Genomic DNA, 20,176 nt, shown 5'->3' with positions numbered 1-20,176 from the left:
ATGAGCGTAACCCCGCTGATTTCGGGCAAGGGACTGACCAAGGTCTACGGCAATTTCGTCGCGCTTGCTGACGCCAGTATCGCGGTGATGGCTGGCGAAGTACGCGCGCTGATCGGCTCGAACGGAGCCGGCAAATCGACGCTGATCAAAGTCCTGACCGGGGCGATCGCGCCGACTTTAGGGACGGTTGAAGTGGAAGGCGTTATCGCCCCGTTGGGCAACCCGACGGAAATGATCGCGCGCGGCGTGGCCTGCATCTATCAGCACTCCAACCTCGCCCCAGCGATGAGCGTACTCGATAATATCTACCTCGGCCGCCAGCCCACCAGGGGGTTTGGTCTGCTTGATCGCAAGACCCAGCGCGCCAACGCCTTGGTCCTGCTGGAGCGCCACGGCATAGATCTTGATCTCGACGCCATTGTCGGCGCGCTGCCGACGGTGAAGCAGAAAGAAGTCGAAATCGCCAAGGCGCTGGCGCTTGACGCCAAGGTGTTGCTGATGGACGAGCCGACCGGCTGGCTGGCAGCAGCGGATGTGGCGCGGCTGCACGACACGATCCGCACGCTCAAGGCCCGTGGCGTGGCGATCGTTTATATCAGTCACATGCTCGATGAGATTTTCGCGGTGTGTGACACCATGACCATCATGCGCGACGGCAAGGTGATCGCTGAAAGTGCGGTCAAGGACATCAAGCGGCCCAAGGTGGTCGAACTGATGGTGGGCGAAAAGCTGGCACGCGATTCCGCTGGTGCCGCTCTGGTCGGACGCAAGCCGCGTGGCTCGGGAGCCGTCCGGCTGGGGGTCCAGAACCTGACCAAGAGGGGCGTGTTCAAGAATGTGAGCTTTGATGTTCATGCCGGGGAAATCTTTTGCATTACCGGGCTGATTGGCTCCAAGCGCACCGAAGTGATGCATGCCCTGTTTGGCTCGGACCAGTTCGACAGCGGCACGGTCGAGCTGGACGGAAAGGCGGTAAAATTCGGTCACCCGGCGGAGGCGATGGCAGCGGGCATAGGATTTGTCACTGAAGACCGGCACCGCGAGGGGCTGATGCTGGGCCTGAAGGTGACCGACAATCTGGTGATGGCAACGCTGAAAAAGTTCTGGCGCTTCGGCCTGCTGGACCGCGGCGGCATCGAGCGCAGTGCCAAAAAGTCCATCCTTGATCTCAACGTGCAGCCGCCCGATGGCCGCAAGCTGGTCAAGCTGCTGTCTGGTGGCAACCAACAAAAGGTGTTGCTGGGCAAATGGCTGAACCTGTCGCCGCGGGTCATCATCCTGGATGAACCCACGGTGGGCGTCGATGTCGGTGCCAAGGCGGAAATCTACGCCATCCTGCGCGCCGAGCGCGACAAGGGCGCGGCGGTGCTGGTGGTGTCGTCGGACCTTGAAGAGGTGATGACCGTAGCCGACCGGATCGGCATCATGGTCAGCGGCCAACTCAAAGCGATCCACGATGCGGACAAGGTGACGATGAGCCAGGTGGTCAACGAAATCGGCGAGGCGGCGTAATGGGCACGGCAGCGCAGATTTCAGGCTTCGGGCGGCGTATTGCGCCCCACGCCCTGCCGCTGGCGATCCTGGTGATCGTCGTGGTCTTTGCCATCGCTCAGCCGGCGTTCTTGAAGCCGGAAAACCTGATCGGCATCCTGCGGCAGGTGGCGCTGGTCGGAATCATGGCGACGGCGACGACCTTCGTGATCATGACCGGCGGGGTCGACCTGTCGGTTGGCCCGGTGCTGGCAATTTCGGGACTGGTCTCGTATTTTTGCCTGGCGGCGGGTTATCCGCTGCCGGTGGTGCTGGCGGCAGGATTGGGGCTTGGGCTGTTCATCGGCTTTGCCAATGGCGCGGTGATTGCGTTTCTTGGCCTACCGCCGATCATCGTGACGCTGGCCACTCTGTCTATTGTGCGCGGCTCGGCACTGCTGTTGGGCGGGCCGGACCTGCATCTAATCCGCGAGGAGAGCGCCTACACCTTTATCGGCACCGGCAACATCTTGGGCATTCCGGTTTCGATCTATCTGTTCATCGCCGTGGCGCTGGTGCTGATCTTTGTGCAGAGACGGACCCCACTGGGCATGCTGGTTGCGGCCGTGGGCGAAAACGAGCGCGCAGCGTTTCTCAGCGGGCATAACACGGCGCTGACCAAGACCCTGATCTATGGGCTGTCGGGGCTGGGTGCCGGGTTTGCCGGCATTATCCAGTCCTCGCAGGTGCATACGGCGGCAGCGACCTACGGGCCGTTTGGCACCGAACTGGATGTGATCGCCGCCGTGGTTCTAGGCGGCACCAGCCTGATGGGGGGCAGCGGTTCAGTGGCGCGGACGGTGATGGGCGTGCTGTTCCTGGGCATCATGAACAATGGCATGAACATTCTGAACGTGCCCATCGACATGCAACTGATCGCCAAAGGGACGATCATTGTGGTGGCGCTGGCGATTGCAGAGCTGAAGTAGTTCAAGCTGTTCTGGACGGAGGCGCTGTCCCGGCAGAGGCCGGTGATCAACGGGCGCCGTGTCGCCCGACTTGCCGTGGCCCGCCAGCGACCCGGATCGGCCAACGGCACCAGCCTAGTCAGCCGACCTTTGTCGGCTGCAAACGCTTTATATATTGAAACGTTATCTATTTTAGCAACATGGGACAAGTCCCAGTGCCCCTTTGAGATTCGATGGGCTACCCTGTTGAAGGGTTGCGTTACTGCATTGCTTTGTTATCGTTGAACAATTGCATTTCGAATCACAATTCCAGCACTGCCCCAGCATATTCGGGGCGATTTGTTGCCGTTACAGAAACCTTGAATCAGTCCGGCGCATGCCAGGGCCGACCTTGGCTATTTGTCGATCAGGAGCTGTTGCAGTTGCCTAAAGACCCGGAATTGGTGCCTGGCATGTTTGAAACGGCCGGGCGCGGCTTACAGCATCACGGATTGCGCCGCGCCAATGAACGGGCGGTCATGACGGTCGTAGCCTTCAACCCTGGCCTCTCCAATGCCGAGATTTCGCGGCTGACGGGGCTGGCGCCACAGACCGTTTCGGCAATCCTGATCGAGATCGAGCGGAGCGGGCTGATCCGGCGCGGCGAGGTGCTGCGCGGTCGTCGTGGCCAGCCGGCGACCCCGATTTTTCTCAATCCCGAAGGCGGCTATGCCATCGGCTGCGAAATTGGCTGGCGGCATCTGGATGTGCTGCTGATCAACATGCATGCCCAGGTGTTGGGCCACATTCACCGCGATTATGCCTATCCCGATGCCAGCGTGCTGCCGGACGAAATTGCCGAGGCGGTGCAGGCCCTGCGCGCCGGAATTCCCACTGATCGACAGGACCGGCTGACCGATCTGGGGATCGCCATGCCAACCTCGATCTGGGAGCATGTGCATCTGGTCAATGCACCCCCGGAGCAGACCACGCTGTGGCGCGAACTCGACATTGCGGCGGAGGTGAACGCACGCTGCGGGCTTGATGTGCAGGTTTTCAATGACGGCAACGCGGCCTGCTGGGCCGAGCTGATTGCCTCGCCGGCGCCACGGCCGTCCGACTTCATCTATTTTCTGGTGTCCTGCTACGTGGCGGCGGGCATTGTCGGGCAAGGCACGCTCTGGGAGGGACCGACCGGGAACTCGGCCAATCTCGGCTCGATGCTGGTGACTGATGCCGAAGGAAAGCAGCATCCCGCCCATTTCGTCGCCTCGCTCGACGCACTCGAACAGCGGCTGACGGCGGCGGGACGGCCGGTTTCATCGCCCATCACCCCCGAAACGGATTGGGGGGCGCTGGAGCCGGTGCTGTCAGACTGGATCGAAGATGGCGGAAGGGCGCTGGCCAACGTGGTGTTCAACACCACCGCCGTTATTGAGTGCCGGCTGGCGGTGATCGATGGAGCAATGCCCCGGGCGGTACTGGAGCGATTGGTGGCGTGCGTGCAGCGCCATCTGGCAACCCTGCCGATATCGGCCTGTTCGGCGCCCGCGGTGGTGGCGGGCCATCTTGGCGCCACGGCCCCCGCGCTGGGCGCTGCCGAACTACCGCTGTATCGCCGGCATTTTTCGCGCCACCCATCCGATATTGCCGGGTAAAATACTTGATGGATCGGATCAAGTTTAGTTGACATATTTTAGAACGGTTATAAGTTAGCGAGCGTTAACGGCGCGAATCCGGGCGTTTGCCCGCGCTGCCGAAAGGGTCATGATGCGACTGACACGCCAATCCAACTACGCCATCCGCGCTCTGGTTTATTGTGCGATCAACGATCCGGGTCTAAGCCGCGTCGCCGACATTGCCAAGGCCTATGGCATTTCCGAGCTGTTTTTGTTCAAGCTGATCAAGCCTCTGGTTGAGGGCGGTCTGATCCAGACAGTGCGCGGCCGCCATGGCGGCATCAAGCTGGGTCGCCCGGCGAAAGACATTTCGTTGCTCGAAACCATCCGCCTGACCGAAGAAAATTTCGCGCTGGCAGAATGCTTCGAAGATGGCGCGGATTGCCCGCTGATCGGGGAATGCGATCTCAACTCCGCACTCCGCGAAGCGCTTGGTGCGTTCTTTGCGGTGCTGGACGGCTATTCGATTGCTGATCTGGCACAAAAGCGCCGGTCGTTGCGCGAACGGCTGGGGCTGAAATTCGTTGAACCAATTGCCTTGGCGCATTGAGACGACTTTCCTCGTTTCGCCACAAATATGAGTTTGATAGTCATATTATTTTGCGACTAATTACAGGGCCCGGCCAAGCAGCCGACGCCGCAGGGCCGGCACAAACATCGGAACGACGGGGCTTACTGCTACCGTCTCCCCGGGCTGCTCAAGGTCCTCAACGCCCTGACCAGCCTTCTCTTTTTCCCCATTCCGAATTGACGCATTCCGGGTTCCCGCCCGCGCGCATTGATCTATCGACGCGCCCATGCTCTATGCGGCCAAACCCACAGAAATGTCAGTCCTTCATGGCCGCTGCCCCGCTTCTCAGCCTGCAAAACATTCGTCTGACCTTTGGCGGCACGACGCTGCTGGAAAGCGCCGAGCTGATCGTTTCGCCCGGACAGCGCATTGCACTGGTGGGCCGCAACGGCTCGGGCAAATCGACGCTGCTCAAGATCGCTTCAGGTGATGTGCAGCATGATGGCGGCGTGCGGTTTCTCGAGCCCAGTGCCACCATCCGCTACCTGCCACAGGAACCGGACCTGTCGGCGTTCAAGACCACGCTGGATTATGTCGAAGGTGGCCTGGGGCCAGGCGATGATCCCTACCGTGCGCAATATCTGCTGAACTCGCTGGGGCTGACCGGGGCGGAAGACCCGAGCAAGCTGTCGGGTGGCGAGGGCCGCCGCGCCGCACTGGCGCGGGTTTTGGCGCCGAAGCCCGATATTTTGCTGCTGGACGAGCCGACCAACCATCTCGACCTGCCGGCAATCGAATGGCTTCAGTCCGAGTTGAACTCGATGCGTTCAGCCATGGTGCTGATCAGCCATGATCGTCGGTTCCTTTCCGATTTGACCCGGGCCACCGTCTGGCTCGATCGCGGCGTCACCCGGCGCCTCGACAAGGGCTTTGGCGCGTTCGAGGCCTGGCGCGACACGGTGCTGGAGGAAGAAGAACGCGACCGCCACAAGCTGGACCGGCAGATCGTGCGCGAAGAGCACTGGCTGCGCTATGGCGTGACGGCGCGGCGCAAACGCAATGTCGGTCGGCTGGAACGTCTTGGCAGCCTGCGGCAAGACCGGCGCGAACAGCGCCGGGTGACGGGCAGCGTCAATATGCAGGTTTCCGAGGGCCGCACCTCCGGCGCTTTGGTGGCGGAAGCCGAGAATATTTCCAAGGCCTATGGCAATCGCGTCATCGTCGATGACTTTTCCACGCGCGTGCTGCGCGGCGATCGGTTGGGCATTGTCGGACCAAACGGGGCCGGCAAGACCACGCTGATCAAGATGCTGACCGGCCTGCTCAAGCCCGATAGCGGCAAGATCAAGCTGGGTGCGGCGCTGGAACTGGCGATGCTGGACCAAGGCCGCGCCAAGCTGCTACCCGAGACCCGGCTCAAGGACGCGCTGACCGGCGGCGGCAGCGACACCATCCACATCAATGGCGAACCGCGCCATGTGGTGGGCTATATGAAGGACTTCCTGTTCAGCCCCGAACAGGCCAATACCCCGATCGGCAAGCTCTCCGGCGGCGAGCGTGCCCGCGTGGCCTTGGCTCGCGCCCTGTCCCTGCCCTCGAATTTTCTGGTGCTGGACGAGCCGACCAACGATCTGGATCTAGAAACCCTCGATCTGCTCGAGGAAATGGTCTCGGACTATGCCGGGACTGTCGTCGTGGTCAGCCATGATCGCGATTTTCTGGATCGGGTCGCTACCTCGGTGATCATTTCGGAGGGCAACGGTGGCTGGACCGAGTATGCCGGCGGCTATTCCGACATGGTGGTGCAGCGCGGCGAAGGCGTGCAGGCGCGCGCCGCGATCACCAAGGCGCACAAGCCGGGCAAGACCTCGCTGGCGCCGGTGACCGCTGCGACCGGCAAGCGCAAGATGAGCTTCAAGGAAAAGCACGCGCTCGAAACGCTGCCCAAGGAGATCGCCAGGTTCGACACCGAAATCGCCCGCCTCGCCAAGATTCTGGCCGACCCGCAGCTTTATTCCAAGAACGCCAAGGCGTTCGATGACAGCTCCAAGGCGCTGGCAGAGGTCGAGGCCAAAAAGGCTGCAGCTGAAGAACAGTGGCTGGAACTGGAAGTGCTGCGCGAAGAGCTTGAGGGGTGACGCAGGCACAGTAGCCTCATGGTGAGCTTGTCGAACCACGAGGCGTAACTAGATCGCGCCCGCAGAGCGGGCAACCTCGTTCCCGAGGAAACACGGTGTAAGTGGTGGCTGATTGAGCGTAACCCAGCGCCTGGACGAACTGGCTGTTGCTACCCCGTCGCCAACAAGCCCTTCTTCTGCCGCCGCCGGATCACCGAGGACGGTATATTCATCCCCTCGCGATACTTGGCGACGGTGCGGCGGGCGACGTCGATGCCTTGTTCTTTTTTCAGCACATCGGCAATCGTATCGTCCGACAGCACATCGCTGAGCGGTTCGGCATCGATCAGCTGGCGGATGCGGTGGCGCACGGCTTCGGCCGAGTGGCTATCGCCGCCATCGCTGGACTGGATGGCGGTGGTAAAGAAGTATTTCATTTCCAGCAGGCCACGCGGGGTCGAAATATACTTGTTCGAGGTGACGCGGCTGACCGTGGACTCATGCATTTCGATGGTTTCAGCGACCATCTTGAGCGTCATGGGCTTCAGATGGGCGATGCCATTGACCAGAAATCCATCCTGCTGGCGGACGATTTCGGTAGCGACCTTGAGGATAGTCTGGGCGCGCTGATCCAGGCTCTTGGTCAGCCAGTTGGCGGTCTGCAGGCAATCGGTGAGGAAGGTTTTTTCCGTGCTGTCGCGGGCCTTCCTGGTGACGCTGGCATAATAGGTGCGGTTGACCAGGACGCGCGGCAGCACATCGGAATTGAGTTCGATCAGCCAGTTTCCAGCCGGACCCTGCTTGACGAACACATCGGGCACCACCGCTTCGATGGGGCCAACATCGAAGGCGCGGCCCGGCTTGGGGTCGAGCATGCGCAGCTCGGACAGCATATCGGCAATGTCTTCGCGATCGGCGCCGACGGCACGCATCAGCGCCGGCATGTCGTGATTGGCCAGCAAGCCCAGATTATCCAGCAGCCGCTGCATCATCGGATCGAGACGATCCTTTTCGCGCAACTGGATGGCAAGGCATTCGCGCACGTCGCGGGCGAACACACCCAGCGGATCGCATCCCTGCACGGCCTGTAGCACAGCTTCGACATCGGCCAGTTCGGCGCCCAGCTGCTCGGCAATGGAGTCCAGTTCAACACCAAGATAACCAGCTTCGTTGAGATTATCGATCAAGTGGCGGGCAATCAGCCGATCGGCCTGGGTGCGCAGGATCAGGTTGGTCTGTTCTTCCAGATGATCGGCCAGGCGCGGGCGCGCAGCGACGAATTGATCGAGGTCCGGCGCTTCGCCGCCATCGCCATTGCCCTGATGATCGATGCGGCTGGACAGATTAAGCTGATCGGCGCTGGCCTGATCGGGGAAGACGTTTTCAACCGAGGTGTCATAACCATCAGCAATCGAATCGGCGCTCTGGATGCGGTCGCCGTGATCGACGGTGTCCTCGTAGGCGCTGAGTTCGGCGAGGCGTTCGGGAAGCTCGGGCGCCTCATCGGCAGCACCATCCTCGCGCTCCAGCAGCGGATTGCGCAGCAGTTCGGCTTCGACAAAATCATTGAGTTCAAGATGACTCAACTGCAGCAGACGGATCGACTGCATCAATTGCGGCGTCAGCGTCAGGCTTTGCGCCTGGCGAAATTCGAGACGCGGCGATAAAGCCATTAAAACAGTCCCTTAGACAAACCAATGGGCTGTCGCCAGCCCGTTCCCAGAACGAACATGACTCATTTTTGGGCAGGTGGCAAGGTGAAGGGCAAGTTCCGTGCCAGTTGCGGCGGCGATCACGCCAAGTTCAATAATCGAAATTATCGCCGAGATACACGCGACGGGCCTCCGGGTCGGCGGTGATAGTTTCGGGCTTGCCCTGAATCATCACCTTGCCGCCGTGAATGAGATAAGCGCGATCCACCAGGCTGAGGGTTTCGCGCACTGAGTGATCGGTGATCAGCACGCCAATGCCGCGCTTGGTCAACTGCTTGACCAGGCCCTTGACCTCGGCCACGGCAATCGGATCGACGCCGGCAAACGGCTCGTCGAGCAGCATGAACGCCGGATCGGCGGCCAGCGCGCGGGCGATCTCGACGCGGCGGCGTTCCCCGCCGGACAGCGCCATGGCGTTGGACTTGGCCAGATGGGCGATGGAAAATTCTTCGAGCAGGGATTCGAGCTTTTCGGCGCGGTCACGGCGCGAGCGGACATGGTTTTCCAGCACCGCCATGATATTGCCGCGCACCGACAGGCCGCGAAAGATCGACGGCTCCTGCGGCAGATAACCAATGCCCAATTGGCCGCGCTGAAACAGTGGCAGTTTGGTGATAACATGGCCATCAAGCCGGATATTGCCGGCGTCGGGTTTGACCAGGCCCATGATCATGGTGAAAACCGTGGTCTTGCCGGCCCCGTTCGGCCCCAAAAGCCCCACCGCCTCGCCGCGCCGCACGGCCAGCGATACATCGCGCACGACGACGCGCTTGCCAAAGCTCTTGGCAAGGTTCTGCGCCACCAGCCAGCCGGTCTGGTCGACTTTGGGTTTGGCTTGCGTTTCGGTCATTGCGAGGTGAATACGCCCGTAACGCGGCCGCCGCCATTGCTGGTAAAGGTCGAAACATTGGTTTCGAGGTTCACCACCAGCTCGCTCGAATTGACCGTGCCGCTGGAATTGACCACGACCACATCGCCGGTGAGACGCAGCAATTGATCGGCCGGCGTAAACACTGCCTTTTCGCCGGTGGCATCCTGTTCCGGCGTGGTTAACCGGACATGCCCGGTGGCAATGAAACTTTCGATATCGGTGGTGCCGCCGGCGCCGTAGACAGCAACGACCTTGTCCGAATGAACGGTGACGCTGGGATGGATCACCACCACATTGCCGCTGAACACCGCCTGATGATCGGCTTCCGAAACGACAAAGGTATCGGAGGTGATCCGCACCTTGTCGGCCGCCACCGCCGGCAAGGCCAGAAGGCTTAGCAGCACAATAAGAATAGAGCCTGACTTCATGGCTTTTTGGCTCCTGGCGTGGATGGCAGCGTGACGGTGGACCCTGAAAAAGTCCAGACCCCAGCCTGGGTGTCGTATTTCATGGTCTTGGCGATGATCTTGGTGCCGTCGGCATAATCAACGGCCACCGGACCCTGGCTATCGAGCGTCTGCGCCGACCAGTCGAACACGCTATTGTAAAAGCGGCTGACCGTTCCCGTGGAATCCTCGACATTGGCAAGGCCGGCAATGATTACCTGTCGCTTGGTGGTATCGAGTTGGGCGGCCGCCGCGTTAATCTCAAGCGTGGTGCCGGATTTGCGCAGCACCGTGAGCGCTGCGTCGGTCATGTCGATGATATCGGTATGGGCGATATTGGCGACAGCGCCCTGGGCGGTGACGCGATAGGTCGAACCATCGGACATGACGCCGGCATATTCGGGCGCATCGATGCTGACGTTTTCGAGCGACACCTTGATCTGGCCAATACCGAAGCGTCCGGCCAGACTTGAAAGGTAAATCTCCGCTGCCAGCAGCAGGAAGATTGCCGTGCCGGCCAATGGCACGATCAGGCGCAGCAAGGATACGCCGCGGTTACGCCGGAGCAGCCCCCGATAAACCTGTTCGCGTTGGCCAGCCGCCAGTGTCATCAGCTATGGGCGAAAATGTCGGTTTCTTCCCAGCCCAACAGGTCGAGTTCGCAGCGGGTCTTGAGGAAACGGAAGCATTCGTCAGCGATTTCCATGCGGCCTTCGCGCTTGAGCATGCGATCCAGATGCCGCTTCAGATCGTGCAGATAGAGCACGTCGGACGCAGCATATTCGAGCTGCGCATCGCTGAGCTTGTCGCCGCCCCAGTCCGAAGACTGCTGCTGCTTGGACAGATCGACATTGAGCAATTCACGCACGATGTCCTTGAGCCCATGGCGATCGGTATAGGTGCGGACCAGCTTGGAGGCGATCTTGGTGCAGTAGACCGGGCCAGTCACCACACCAAACCGGTGCTTGAGCACGGCGACGTCAAAGCGGGCGTAATGGAAAATCTTGGTCACGGCCGGATCGGCCAGCAGCCTTGCAAGATTGGGGGCAGAGTTGGAGCCTGCCGGGATTTGCACCACATCGGCGCTGCCGTCGCCAGGCGAAAGCTGGATAACGCAGAGCCGGTCGCGGTGTGGCTGCAGGCCCATGGTCTCGGTATCGATCGCCACTTCGCGGCCGCTATAGTTGGAAAGATTAGGCAGATCGCCCTGATGCAGTCGGATGGCCATAGTCGCCTCGTTATCGTTTCAACCCTGATGCCACACCATGATGGCCTTGGGAAGGCGGGCTGCGGTGCGGAAGACGACAAACGCCTGAACCCGGCCTCGCTGTTGCGAGGCCGGTGTTTCAAACGTCGATACAGAGAAATGGTGCCCAGAAGAAGACTCGAACTTCCACACCTTGCGGTACACGGACCTGAACCGTGCGCGTCTACCAATTCCGCCATCTGGGCACATGTAAGTTTGGCCGAACTGGACAAACTCGTATTGGAGCGAGCGGTTACTAGGGCCGCAGGCGGGTTATGTCAATTGGATTTGGCGGCAAAAACGCATGCAATCGACATGGTCGACACGGCCCATCACCCTCGACAGTGCGGTGGCGCTTGCGTTAGAAGCGCTATGCAGCAAGCCGTTCCCCAATCGTCGTTCCCGGAGCCCATCGAATGGATCATTTGGACCAGAAACTCGTCACCGTATTTGGCGGCTCGGGGTTTGTGGGGACCCAGATTGTGCAGGTGCTGGCCAAACGCGGCTATCGCGTGCGCGTGGCCGTGCGCCGGCCCGATCTGGCAGGGCACCTGAAGCCGCTGGGCGATGTGGGGCAGATCCAGCCGATCCAGGCCAATGTGCGCAACGAAGCCTCGGTGCAGCGGGCCATTGCCGGCGCCGATTATGTGATCAATCTGGTCGGCATTGGGTTCGAGCGCGGTCGGCAGCAGTTCCAAGACGTGCATGGCATCGCGGCGGGCACCATTGCCCGTGTGGCCAGGGCTGCCAAGGTCGAATCGCTGGTGCATATGTCGGCCATCGGCGCCGACGAGCAGAGCGCCAGCACCTATGCCGTGTCCAAGGCGCAGGGTGAAGCTGCGGTGTTTGCGGCGTTTCCGCAGGCCGTGGTGATCCGCCCGTCGATCCTGTTCGGGCGCGGCGATGGCTTTTTCAACCTGATGGGTACATTGGCGCGGATGTTGCCGGTGATGCCGGTGATCTCGGGCAAGACCCGCCTGCAGCCGGCCTATGTGGGCGATGTTGCCGAGGCGTTCGTGCTGGCCGCCGAAGGCAAGGTCAAGACCGGCAAGGTCTATGAGATCGGCGGGCCCGAAGTGATCGATCACAAGGCGCTGCTGGCGATGATCCTGCGCGAAACTGGTCGCAGCAATCCGCTGCTGCCAATACCCAGCGGCATTGCCAAGCTATTGGCGCTGCCCTTTGCCATCCTGCCCTTCCCGCCGCTGCTGACGGCGGACCAGATCACCTTGCTCGATAGTGACAATGTCGTCTCCGACTCGGCGATTGCCCAGCGACGCACCTTGGCAGCGTTCGATATCGAACCGACTTCGATGGAAAGCGTGCTGCCCAGCTATATGTGGCGGTTCCGCAAGAACGGCCAGTTCGGTCGCCCGGCTGCCAATGGCGGCACTGCCGTCTAAACGCGCTTTGGCTTAGAAATAACAAGGGCCGCCCACTGGGCGGCCCTTTTGCATTGGGGCTGGAAGTATCAGAGGCCGCGCAGCAGCGCTGCGATGCCGGCAATGCCCACCGCAATACGCCACCAGGCGAAGGGGGCAAAGCCGAAGCGGCTGACGAAGTTGAGCAGGTAGCGCACCACGATGGCGCCGACCACGAAGGCGGCGGCAAAACCGATGGCGATATTGATGCCGTCGGAGGCCGAGAGCAGATCGCGGCTTTTGTACAGATCATAGCCGAAAGCGCCGATCATGATCGGCAGCGCGATAAAGAAGGTAAATTCGGCCGCCGAGCGCTTGTCGGTACCAAACAGCATCGAGCCGACAATGGTGGCGCCGGAGCGCGATACGCCCGGGATCAGTGCCAGCATCTGGAACAGCCCGATAATCAAGCTCAGATGCCAGGGATAGGTATAGATATCGGTGTAGCGCGGCTGCAGCGGCAGGCGATCGACGATCAACAGGATCACCCCGCCAACCACCAGCATGATGCAGATCAGCATCGGGGTTTCGTAGAGCACGCCCTGAATGAAATCGCGCAGCAGCACGCCGGCAATCACCGCCGGGATCGAGGCCAGCACAACATTGCGCGCAAACGCCCACGCATAGGCCTTGCCAGTCAGCGCATCGCGGAGCAGCAGCGCCAGTTTGGCAAAATAGATGGTTATGATTGCCAGGATCGCCCCGAGCTGGATCAGCACGATGAAGGTTTTTGGCTGGGCCAGACCGAAGAAATGTTCGGTCAACAGCAGATGGCCAGTCGAGGAGACTGGCAAGAATTCAGTAAGCCCTTCGATAACTCCGAGCACCAGCGGCACAAAAAGACCTTGATCGACGCTCATTTGATCCCCTAATTCAACCAGCCACGCCCTTGGGCGTTATGGTCTTAACGGTGTTTGCATGGCTCGCCAATAAGCTGGCTTGCATCGTTGGCCTGAAATTAGTGAGTGAGTTCGCATGCCGACATTGCTGCACCATCCGCTCGATCCATCCTCGCGCCTGGCCCGCCTGATGTTTGCCGAGTATGGCATTCCGGTCGATCTGGAGGAAATCAAGCCGTGGCTGCGCGAACCGCAATTGCTCGAGCTCAATCCGGCGGCGACCCTGCCTATCCTATTGGATACCAAAATCGCGCCGGCCGTCGGATGCCTTGCCGTGGTTCATGCGATCGAGGAGCGATTTGCGCCGGCCGCGATCGACGGCTTGTTTCCAGCCGATATCGGCCTGCGCTCGGAAATGTGGCGGCTGATCGAATGGGTGATCTTCAAGCTCAATGACGAAGTCACGCGCTACGTGCTCGAAGAAAAGATCATCAAGCGCGACAGTCGCGGCGCAACTCCCGAACCGGCAGTGCTGCGCGTCGCCAAGACCAACCTCCATGAGCACATGCTGTATTTTAACTGGCTGTTCGCCACCCGCCCGTGGCTGGCCGGCGACACCATGACGCTAGCCGATTTCGCGCTGGCGGCGCATCTGTCGACGCTGGATTATCTGGGCGATATCGACTGGGGCAATGCGGGGGAAACCCGTGACTGGTATTCGCGCATCAAATCCCGCCCGGCGTTCCGAACCTTGCTCAATGACCGCGTGGTGGCGATGCCGCCGCATAAGGGTTATGCCGACCTGGATTTCTAGGCGTCATCCACCGGGTCATTTCCGCGCAGGCGGGAATCCACTCTTTGGTGGTCATCGGCTACAAGACAGAATGGATTCTCGCTTGCGCGGGAATAATCCGGTGAACAAGTGCCCGCTTCCGCCAGCCAAATGCCAAAACTGATCGCCGAGCTGCGCGCTCGAGCGGTGGCGCTGGGGTTCGACAGCTTTGGGATCACATCCACTGCCGCGCGTCCCGACCTGCCGGAAAAGCTGCGCCTGGCGCTGGAGCGCGGCTGGCATGGTGACATGGACTGGATGGCCGAAACGGCCGAGCGCCGCAGCAGTCCCAATGCGCTCTGGCCCGAGGCGAAATCGGCAATCCTGCTGGGGGTCAACTATGGCCCTGAACGCGATCCGCTGGCGCTGCTGGCAGAGAAATCACTGGGGACGATTTCGGTTTATGCGCGCAATCGTGACTATCACGAAATCATCAAGGGCAAGCTCAAGGAGCTGGCCGGCCTGCTGGCACGACGCAGCGGAGCCGACGTCAAGGTGTTCGTCGATACCGCCCCGGTAATGGAAAAGCCGCTGGCGGAAGCCGCCGGGCTGGGCTGGCAGGGCAAGCATACGGTGCTGGTCAGCCGCGACTTCGGCTCATGGCTGTTTCTGGGCGCGATTTTCACCGATGCCGAACTACCGGTGGATGCACCCCACGCGGAAAGCTGCGGCTCCTGTACGCGCTGTCTCGATATCTGCCCGACCCAGGCGTTTCCCGCGCCATTCCAGCTCGATGCGCGGCGGTGCCTCGCCTATCTCAATATCGAGCACAAGGGACCGATCCCCGCCGAGTTCCGGGTGGCGATGGGCAACCGGATCTACGGCTGCGACGATTGCCTTGCCGTCTGCCCGTGGAACAAGTTTGCCAAGGTGAGCCGCGAAGCCAGACTGCGCGCCCGCGACGATCTGGAGCGTCCGCACCTGGCCGATCTGGCGCGGCTCGACGACGGTGGTTTTCGCAGCCTGTTTGCCGGCTCGCCGATCAAGCGGATCGGGCATGGGCGGTTCCTGCGCAATGTACTGATCGCTGTCGGCAACAGCGGCGACGACACCCTGACGTCACTGGCCGAAACGCGCTTGGGCGCCGACGATCCACTGGTGCGCGGTGCGTCCATCTGGGCGTTGCGGCGCCTGGCGCCCGAACGCGCTGATGCGGCGCGGCAAGACTATGAGACTGATGAGGCGGACGATACGGTTCGCGCGGAATGGACGGCGGAGCTTTCGGGTTGAACATCTTCTTTTTCGGACTGGGCTTCTCATCACTGGCCAGCGCCCAGCGCATTCGCGCCCGGCACCCCGATGCGGTGATCTCCGGCACCGTGCGTGCGGCTGACAAGGCCGAGGCGTTGATTGCCGAAGGCTTTGCCGCGCATCTGTTCGATGGCACGACGAAAAATTCAGCGCTGTTGGCCGATCTCGCCGCAGCAACGCATATCGTGCTGTCGATCGCTCCTGACGCAGCGGGCGATCCCGCACTCAATAGCTTTGGAGCCGAGCTGGGTGGCTCCAAAAACCTGCAATGGCTGGGCTATTATTCGACCGTGGGCGTCTATGGCGATTTCGGCGGTGCCTGGATCGATGAAAACGCCATCTGCCAGCCAATCAATGTGCGTTCGCAGCAGCGGGTAGTTGCCGAACAGACATGGCGGGATTTTGCCCAAGCCAACGGCGTGCCGCTGGCGGTCCTGCGGCTGGCGGGTATTTATGGGCCGGGCCGCTCAACCTTCGACAAACTGCGCGAGGGCAATTCACGCCGTGTGATCAAGAAAGATCAGGTTTTTAACCGCATACACGTCGCCGATATCGCGCGGGTGACGGCGCTGGCGGCGGAGCGCAAACTGGCAGGCACCTTCAACATGGCCGATGACGAACCGGCCCCGCCCCAGGACGTGATCGCTTATGCCGCCAACATGGCTGGGCTAACGCCGCCACCGGAGCAGCCCTACGAAACCGCCGAGATGACACTGATGGCGCGCTCGTTCTATGCTGACAACAAGCGGGTTTCCAACGCGGCGGTCAAGCATGCGCTGGGCATCGAGCTGCTTTATCCAACCTACCGCGAAGGCCTGAAGGCGATCCATGATGCACAGTGACGTCAAACCCGCCAAATCCGTACCGGAGCGCATCGTACTCGAAGGGCGCTACGTGCGGCTCGAACCGATCGAACAGCGCCACGCCGCCGAGCTTTATGAAGCCTCGGCCAGCGCGCCTGAGCGCCACCGCTGGTTGTTTTCGCATGCCCCTGACAGTGTGGCCGCGGCGCAAGCCTGGATCGACGCCTCCAATGCGTCGCCCAACCGCTATGTGGTGGTGATCGACAAGGCCACCGGCACGGTGCAGGGCCATCAGGGCTGGATGCGGATTTTTCCCGACCACGCGTCAATCGAGATTGGCGGCATCTATTGGGGCCTGGCGATTTCGCGCTCGCGGGTGACCACCGAGGCACTGTTCCTGTTCGCCCGGCATGCCTTCGATGATCTGGGGTACCGGCGGTTCGAATGGAAATGCAACAACCGCAACGAACCTTCCAAGGCCGCAGCGAAGCGCTTCGGTTTCCAGCACGAGGGGGTGTTCCGGCAAGACCTGATCATCAAGGGCGAAAGCCGCGACACCGCATGGTTCTCGATCATCGACAGCGAATGGCCGGCGTTGCGGGCGGAATATGAGCGATGGTTAAACCCAGATAATTTTGACGCTGGCGGGATGCAGAAGACGAAGCTGGCGGCGGCCGTTAGATCGTAACCCCTCACCCGTCTCGCCCTGCGGGCGATCCACCCTCTCCCACAAGGGGCGAGGGTTGATCTGGTGTCTAATCAGGCACAATGCCACCCTTCTCCCCTTGTGGGAAAAGGTGCCCGAAGGACGGATGAGGGGTTTCTACTCCCCGACCAGCCGCTCCACTGCATCGGTCAACAATTTCAAATCCTGCGGGCGGCTCAGCCGGTGGTCGCCGTCCGGGATTAGCGTCAGCGTCACCGGATCATGCAGCAGATGCGTAGTCAGGCGAATGGCGTGGGACTGGGGCACGTCGGGATCGGCGCCACCCTGCAGAATGACCACGGGACACCCGGTTTCGATGACCTTGCCGAACAGCAGATGGTTGGCGCCGTCCTCGATCAGGCCACGGGTAATCCGGTAGGGCGTGGCCGAATATTGTGACGGCTGGTCGACATAGCCCAGTTGTTTCAGCGACGAGCGTTCCTCGGGCGTAAAATCCTTCAGCATCAGTTCATGGGTCATATCGGGCGCCGGCGCGATCAGGATCAACCCCTTGAGCGGGGTGCCGCGTCGCAGCAGGCTGCGCGCCAGCAGCAAAGCCAGCCATCCGCCCATCGATGAGCCGACGACGATCTGCGGCCCGGCGGCAAACGCAAACACCGCCTCCGCCTCCTCCAACCAGCGCGAAATGGTGCCATCATCGAAGCTGCCGCCGGAAACGCCATGGCCGGAGTAGTCAAAGCGGGTGACGGCCAGGCCATGCTCGGCGCCATAGGCATCGAGCGCCATGGCCTTGGAGCCGATCATGTCGGAGCGGAAGCCACCGAGCCAGAACAGGCCGGGCGCCGTTCCGGACCGCTGGCGCACTGCGATGGCTCTGGCATCGGTCCCATGCCCCACCACGATATCGCGCGGTTGTATCTCGGCCATCGCTCTTTGTTCTCCACTGCGCTATAATGGCTGTGTTGCCCTCGCGCCGAAGACGGCGCAATTGCTTGCAGATAAAGCCGTTACCATGCTGCAACACGCCACAATTTGGGTGTGTTTGCCTGTTGACTTCTGTCTGCGCTAACACGATTTTACGCCTGATTTCACCACTCGGTTTGTCAATACAAGGAACGTTTGCCATTCGTCGTCCCATGAGACCAGTTGCGCCCCAGAAGGATGGGCCGCTTTCTAACGAAGATATCACCAGCGCCGATGTCCAACTCATCGACGCTGAAGGCGAGAACCGCGGGATCGTCAACACGCGCGCGGCCATGGCTGAAGCGCAGGAAGCGGGTCTCGATCTGGTTCTGATCTCTCCCAATGCCGTTCCGCCCGTCGCCAAGATGCTGGACCTCGGACGTTTCAAGTATGCCGCGCAGAAAAAAGCTGCCGAGGCCCGCAAGAAACAGAAGGTCATCGAGGTCAAGGAAATCCAGCTGCGACCCAATATCGACACCCATGACTATGAAACCAAGATGAAGGCGGTGATCCGCTTTCTCGAAGATGGTGATCGCGTCAAGGTAACGATGCGTTTCCGTGGCCGCGAAATGGCCCACCAGGATATCGGCATGCACCTGCTGATCAAGGTCAAGGACCAGATGGAAACTCTGGCCAAGGTCGAAAGCCAGCCCCGGTCGGAAGGCCGCCAGATGGTGATGGTTCTAGCGCCGAAGTGAGCTTCTGGCACATTTGAATTGGAAAAGGCGGGCTTTGAGCCCGCCTTTTTTGTTTTGCGCCGCTGCCGGATTGATCAAGCCGCAACATTGGTCCACTGCGGCGCAATCGCCGTACCGCGACCCAGGCCATAGCCGAAGCGGATGTTGAGCATGCCGACGGGCTCGATCAAGCGGGCGGCATCGAGACCACCGGCGTTTTCGACGGCAAAGCCAGCCAGCTTGACCAATTCGGAGACAGCGGCGACGGCGGCCTCGTCATTGCCGGCCACAAAGACCGGGACGTTGGCCGTCGAGGCAGCGGACGCTGCGAACACACTGGCGAAAATGGTGTTGAAGGCTTTGACCACTTTAGCCGCGCTGGCGACGGCCTGAATTTCCTCGGCAGCCGAGGTGGTATGGCCGATGCTGAGGCCGGAGAAGTCCGGCTTAACCGGGTTGGAGATATCGACGATAATCTTGCCAGCCAGATCTGGGCGGGCGGCGACTTCGAGCGCGGCGCCGTAAGGCAGGGCCAGCACGACGATATCGGCGGCGGCGATTGCATCAGCGATCGAAGCGACACGGGCATTCCCAAATTGTGCGGACAGCGCCGCATTGGCGGCAGCGTCACGCACGCCCAGCACCAGATCGGTCTTGCCGGCGAGGCGGGCGGCGATGCCCTTGCCCATATTGCCCAGTCCAAGAATTGCTACGGTCATTGGTTTCTCCATCGGTTTGGTTTGATTGCGATGACCATGAGATAGAGCAGCGCCATTGTTACGTAAATTGGGTGGATTGTCGTTTTAGAATTGCATAATAATATCGAATGAGCGAGTTGATCGATATCCGTACCTTTGTGACCGCAGCGCGGCTGGGCAGTTTTGCCAAGGCGGCGCGACGGCTTGATATTTCGCCGGCGATGGTGGGACGGCGGGTGCAGGCGCTCGAAGAGCACTATGGCGCGCGGTTGATCGAACGGACGACGCGCAGCCAGCGGCTGACCGAACTGGGCGAGCGATTTCTGGTGCAGGCGCAGGCTGTCCTTGATGCCGAGAACGCGCTGGGCGATTTGACCCGGGTCGAGCCGGGACAATTGCATGGGCGCATTCGCATCAGCGCGCCGACGACGCTGGGGATAAGGCGGTTGCCGAGGATCGTCGCCGGCTTCGTCGCCGCGCATCCGGGGGCGATCTGCGAGATTTCGCTCAGCGACCGACGGGTCGATCTGATTGCCGAGGGTTTTGATCTGGCCGTGCGCATCGGCATGCTGCCGCCATCCAGCCTGATCGTGCGGCGGATCGGCACTTACCGGTTCATCTGTTGTGCTGCAGCCAGCCATGTGGAACGCCACGGCATGCCGCAGACGCCCGATGGTCTGCAGCATGCGCCCTGCGTGCTCAATCTCAACCTGATCCCGCGCAATCGCTGGCCGTTTATCGGGCCGGAGGGGCAGGAAGTGACAGCGGCGGTGAGGGGCGGTATCGAGATCGACAATGGCGAGGCGCAACTGGCAGCAGCTTTGGCCGGCGGCGGTGCGGCGTATCTGCCGGAGGATCTGGTGCGCGACGATCTCGCATCGGGACGTCTGGTGCGCATACTGCCGAACTGGACCATGCCCGGCCTGCCCATCCAGGTGGTGCATCCCAGCCGCAAACAGGTGCCGCGGCGAGTAACCGCGTTTATCGATGCGCTGGCGGAGGGGATGCGGGAGTAGGGGTCAGTCT

General features: G+C 61.2%; 20 protein-coding genes and 1 tRNA gene. 12 read left to right on the top strand and 9 right to left on the bottom strand.

Annotated elements, in window-relative coordinates; genetic code table 11:
• The 5 genes from ABIT12_RS09180 to ABIT12_RS09160 all read left to right on the top strand — a co-directional run bounded on the left by ABIT12_RS09180 (nt 1) and on the right by ABIT12_RS09160 (nt 6,745).
• Nucleotides 1-1,512, top strand: a complete 1,512-nt coding sequence (locus ABIT12_RS09180) for a sugar ABC transporter ATP-binding protein (RefSeq protein WP_348043538.1) — start codon at nt 1-3, stop codon at nt 1,510-1,512.
• Nucleotides 1,512-2,459, top strand: coding sequence for an ABC transporter permease (locus tag ABIT12_RS09175; RefSeq protein WP_348043536.1), 948 nt, complete (start codon nt 1,512-1,514; stop codon nt 2,457-2,459). Before ABIT12_RS09180 ends, ABIT12_RS09175 begins: the two co-directional genes overlap by 1 nt.
• 431 nt (nt 2,460-2,890) lie before the next feature.
• On the top strand, nt 2,891-4,075 hold the full coding sequence (locus tag ABIT12_RS09170) for an ROK family transcriptional regulator (RefSeq protein ID WP_348043534.1): 1,185 nt from the start codon (nt 2,891-2,893) through the stop codon (nt 4,073-4,075).
• A gap of 112 nt (nt 4,076-4,187) precedes the next feature.
• The gene (gene rirA, locus ABIT12_RS09165; protein WP_348043566.1) at nt 4,188-4,646 is read left to right on the top strand and encodes an iron-responsive transcriptional regulator RirA; all 459 of its coding nucleotides are present in this window, start codon (nt 4,188-4,190) and stop codon (nt 4,644-4,646) included.
• 287 nt (nt 4,647-4,933) lie between these two features.
• The gene (locus ABIT12_RS09160; RefSeq protein WP_348043532.1) at nt 4,934-6,745 is read left to right on the top strand and encodes an ATP-binding cassette domain-containing protein; all 1,812 of its coding nucleotides are present in this window, start codon (nt 4,934-4,936) and stop codon (nt 6,743-6,745) included.
• Between the two features lie 149 nt (nt 6,746-6,894).
• Here the strand turns inward: ABIT12_RS09160 and rpoN are convergent, their stop codons facing one another.
• From rpoN to ABIT12_RS09130, 6 genes are all read right to left on the bottom strand, one after another.
• Entirely contained in the window at nt 6,895-8,397 is a 1,503-nt protein-coding gene (rpoN, locus tag ABIT12_RS09155) for an RNA polymerase factor sigma-54 (protein ID WP_348043530.1), read from the bottom strand.
• A 130-nt stretch (nt 8,398-8,527) separates the two neighbouring features.
• A complete protein-coding gene (gene lptB / locus ABIT12_RS09150) occupies nt 8,528-9,286 on the bottom strand; it encodes an LPS export ABC transporter ATP-binding protein (protein ID WP_348043528.1) in 759 nt (252 codons plus the stop codon).
• Entirely contained in the window at nt 9,283-9,735 is a 453-nt protein-coding gene (locus ABIT12_RS09145; RefSeq protein ID WP_348043526.1) for an LptA/OstA family protein, read from the bottom strand. Before ABIT12_RS09145 ends, lptB begins: the two co-directional genes overlap by 4 nt.
• Complete coding sequence (locus ABIT12_RS09140; protein ID WP_348043524.1) at nt 9,732-10,364, bottom strand: hypothetical protein; 633 nt, start codon at nt 10,362-10,364, stop codon at nt 9,732-9,734. The genes ABIT12_RS09145 and ABIT12_RS09140 overlap by 4 nt, the downstream gene beginning before the upstream one ends.
• On the bottom strand, nt 10,364-10,981 hold the full coding sequence (locus tag ABIT12_RS09135; RefSeq protein ID WP_348043522.1) for a ribonuclease D: 618 nt from the start codon (nt 10,979-10,981) through the stop codon (nt 10,364-10,366). Before ABIT12_RS09135 ends, ABIT12_RS09140 begins: the two co-directional genes overlap by 1 nt.
• 139 nt (nt 10,982-11,120) lie before the next feature.
• A tRNA-Leu gene (locus ABIT12_RS09130) sits at nt 11,121-11,205 on the bottom strand.
• 210 nt (nt 11,206-11,415) lie between these two features.
• Here ABIT12_RS09130 and ABIT12_RS09125 point away from each other — a divergent pair.
• The gene (locus tag ABIT12_RS09125; RefSeq protein WP_348043521.1) at nt 11,416-12,402 is read left to right on the top strand and encodes a complex I NDUFA9 subunit family protein; all 987 of its coding nucleotides are present in this window, start codon (nt 11,416-11,418) and stop codon (nt 12,400-12,402) included.
• A 68-nt stretch (nt 12,403-12,470) separates the two neighbouring features.
• On the opposite strand, the gene ABIT12_RS09120 is transcribed toward ABIT12_RS09125, so the two are convergent.
• Nucleotides 12,471-13,280 (bottom strand): undecaprenyl-diphosphate phosphatase, encoded by an 810-nt coding sequence (locus ABIT12_RS09120; RefSeq protein WP_348043518.1) that lies wholly within the window; start codon nt 13,278-13,280, stop codon nt 12,471-12,473.
• A gap of 115 nt (nt 13,281-13,395) precedes the next feature.
• On the opposite strand from ABIT12_RS09120, the gene ABIT12_RS09115 reads away from it, so the two are divergent.
• The 4 genes from ABIT12_RS09115 to ABIT12_RS09100 all read left to right on the top strand — a co-directional run bounded on the left by ABIT12_RS09115 (nt 13,396) and on the right by ABIT12_RS09100 (nt 16,833).
• Nucleotides 13,396-14,073, top strand: a complete 678-nt coding sequence (locus tag ABIT12_RS09115; RefSeq protein ID WP_348043516.1) for a glutathione S-transferase family protein — start codon at nt 13,396-13,398, stop codon at nt 14,071-14,073.
• Between the two features lie 129 nt (nt 14,074-14,202).
• Entirely contained in the window at nt 14,203-15,321 is a 1,119-nt protein-coding gene (gene queG / locus ABIT12_RS09110) for a tRNA epoxyqueuosine(34) reductase QueG (protein WP_348043514.1), read from the top strand.
• Nucleotides 15,318-16,184 (top strand): NAD-dependent epimerase/dehydratase family protein, encoded by an 867-nt coding sequence (locus ABIT12_RS09105; protein WP_348043512.1) that lies wholly within the window; start codon nt 15,318-15,320, stop codon nt 16,182-16,184. Before queG ends, ABIT12_RS09105 begins: the two co-directional genes overlap by 4 nt.
• Nucleotides 16,171-16,833: a GNAT family N-acetyltransferase gene (locus tag ABIT12_RS09100; protein ID WP_407065608.1), complete on the top strand. Its 663-nt coding sequence runs from the start codon at nt 16,171-16,173 to the stop codon at nt 16,831-16,833. The genes ABIT12_RS09105 and ABIT12_RS09100 overlap by 14 nt, the downstream gene beginning before the upstream one ends.
• A gap of 135 nt (nt 16,834-16,968) precedes the next feature.
• Here the strand turns inward: ABIT12_RS09100 and ABIT12_RS09095 are convergent, their stop codons facing one another.
• Complete coding sequence (locus ABIT12_RS09095; RefSeq protein ID WP_348043510.1) at nt 16,969-17,739, bottom strand: alpha/beta hydrolase; 771 nt, start codon at nt 17,737-17,739, stop codon at nt 16,969-16,971.
• 197 nt (nt 17,740-17,936) lie between these two features.
• On the opposite strand from ABIT12_RS09095, the gene infC reads away from it, so the two are divergent.
• The gene (gene infC / locus ABIT12_RS09090) at nt 17,937-18,473 is read left to right on the top strand and encodes a translation initiation factor IF-3 (protein WP_348043562.1); all 537 of its coding nucleotides are present in this window, start codon (nt 17,937-17,939) and stop codon (nt 18,471-18,473) included.
• 74 nt (nt 18,474-18,547) lie between these two features.
• Here the strand turns inward: infC and ABIT12_RS09085 are convergent, their stop codons facing one another.
• Nucleotides 18,548-19,171: an NAD(P)-binding domain-containing protein gene (locus tag ABIT12_RS09085; protein ID WP_348043508.1), complete on the bottom strand. Its 624-nt coding sequence runs from the start codon at nt 19,169-19,171 to the stop codon at nt 18,548-18,550.
• A 107-nt stretch (nt 19,172-19,278) separates the two neighbouring features.
• On the opposite strand from ABIT12_RS09085, the gene ABIT12_RS09080 reads away from it, so the two are divergent.
• A complete protein-coding gene (locus ABIT12_RS09080) occupies nt 19,279-20,166 on the top strand; it encodes a LysR substrate-binding domain-containing protein (protein ID WP_348043503.1) in 888 nt (295 codons plus the stop codon).
• Nucleotides 20,167-20,176: the final 10 nt, after the last annotated feature.

The sequence above is a fragment of the Devosia sp. genome (assembly GCF_039927955.1).
Lineage (GTDB): Bacteria > Pseudomonadota > Alphaproteobacteria > Rhizobiales > Devosiaceae > Devosia.
This window is presented reverse-complemented; position numbering and strand designations above follow the sequence as displayed.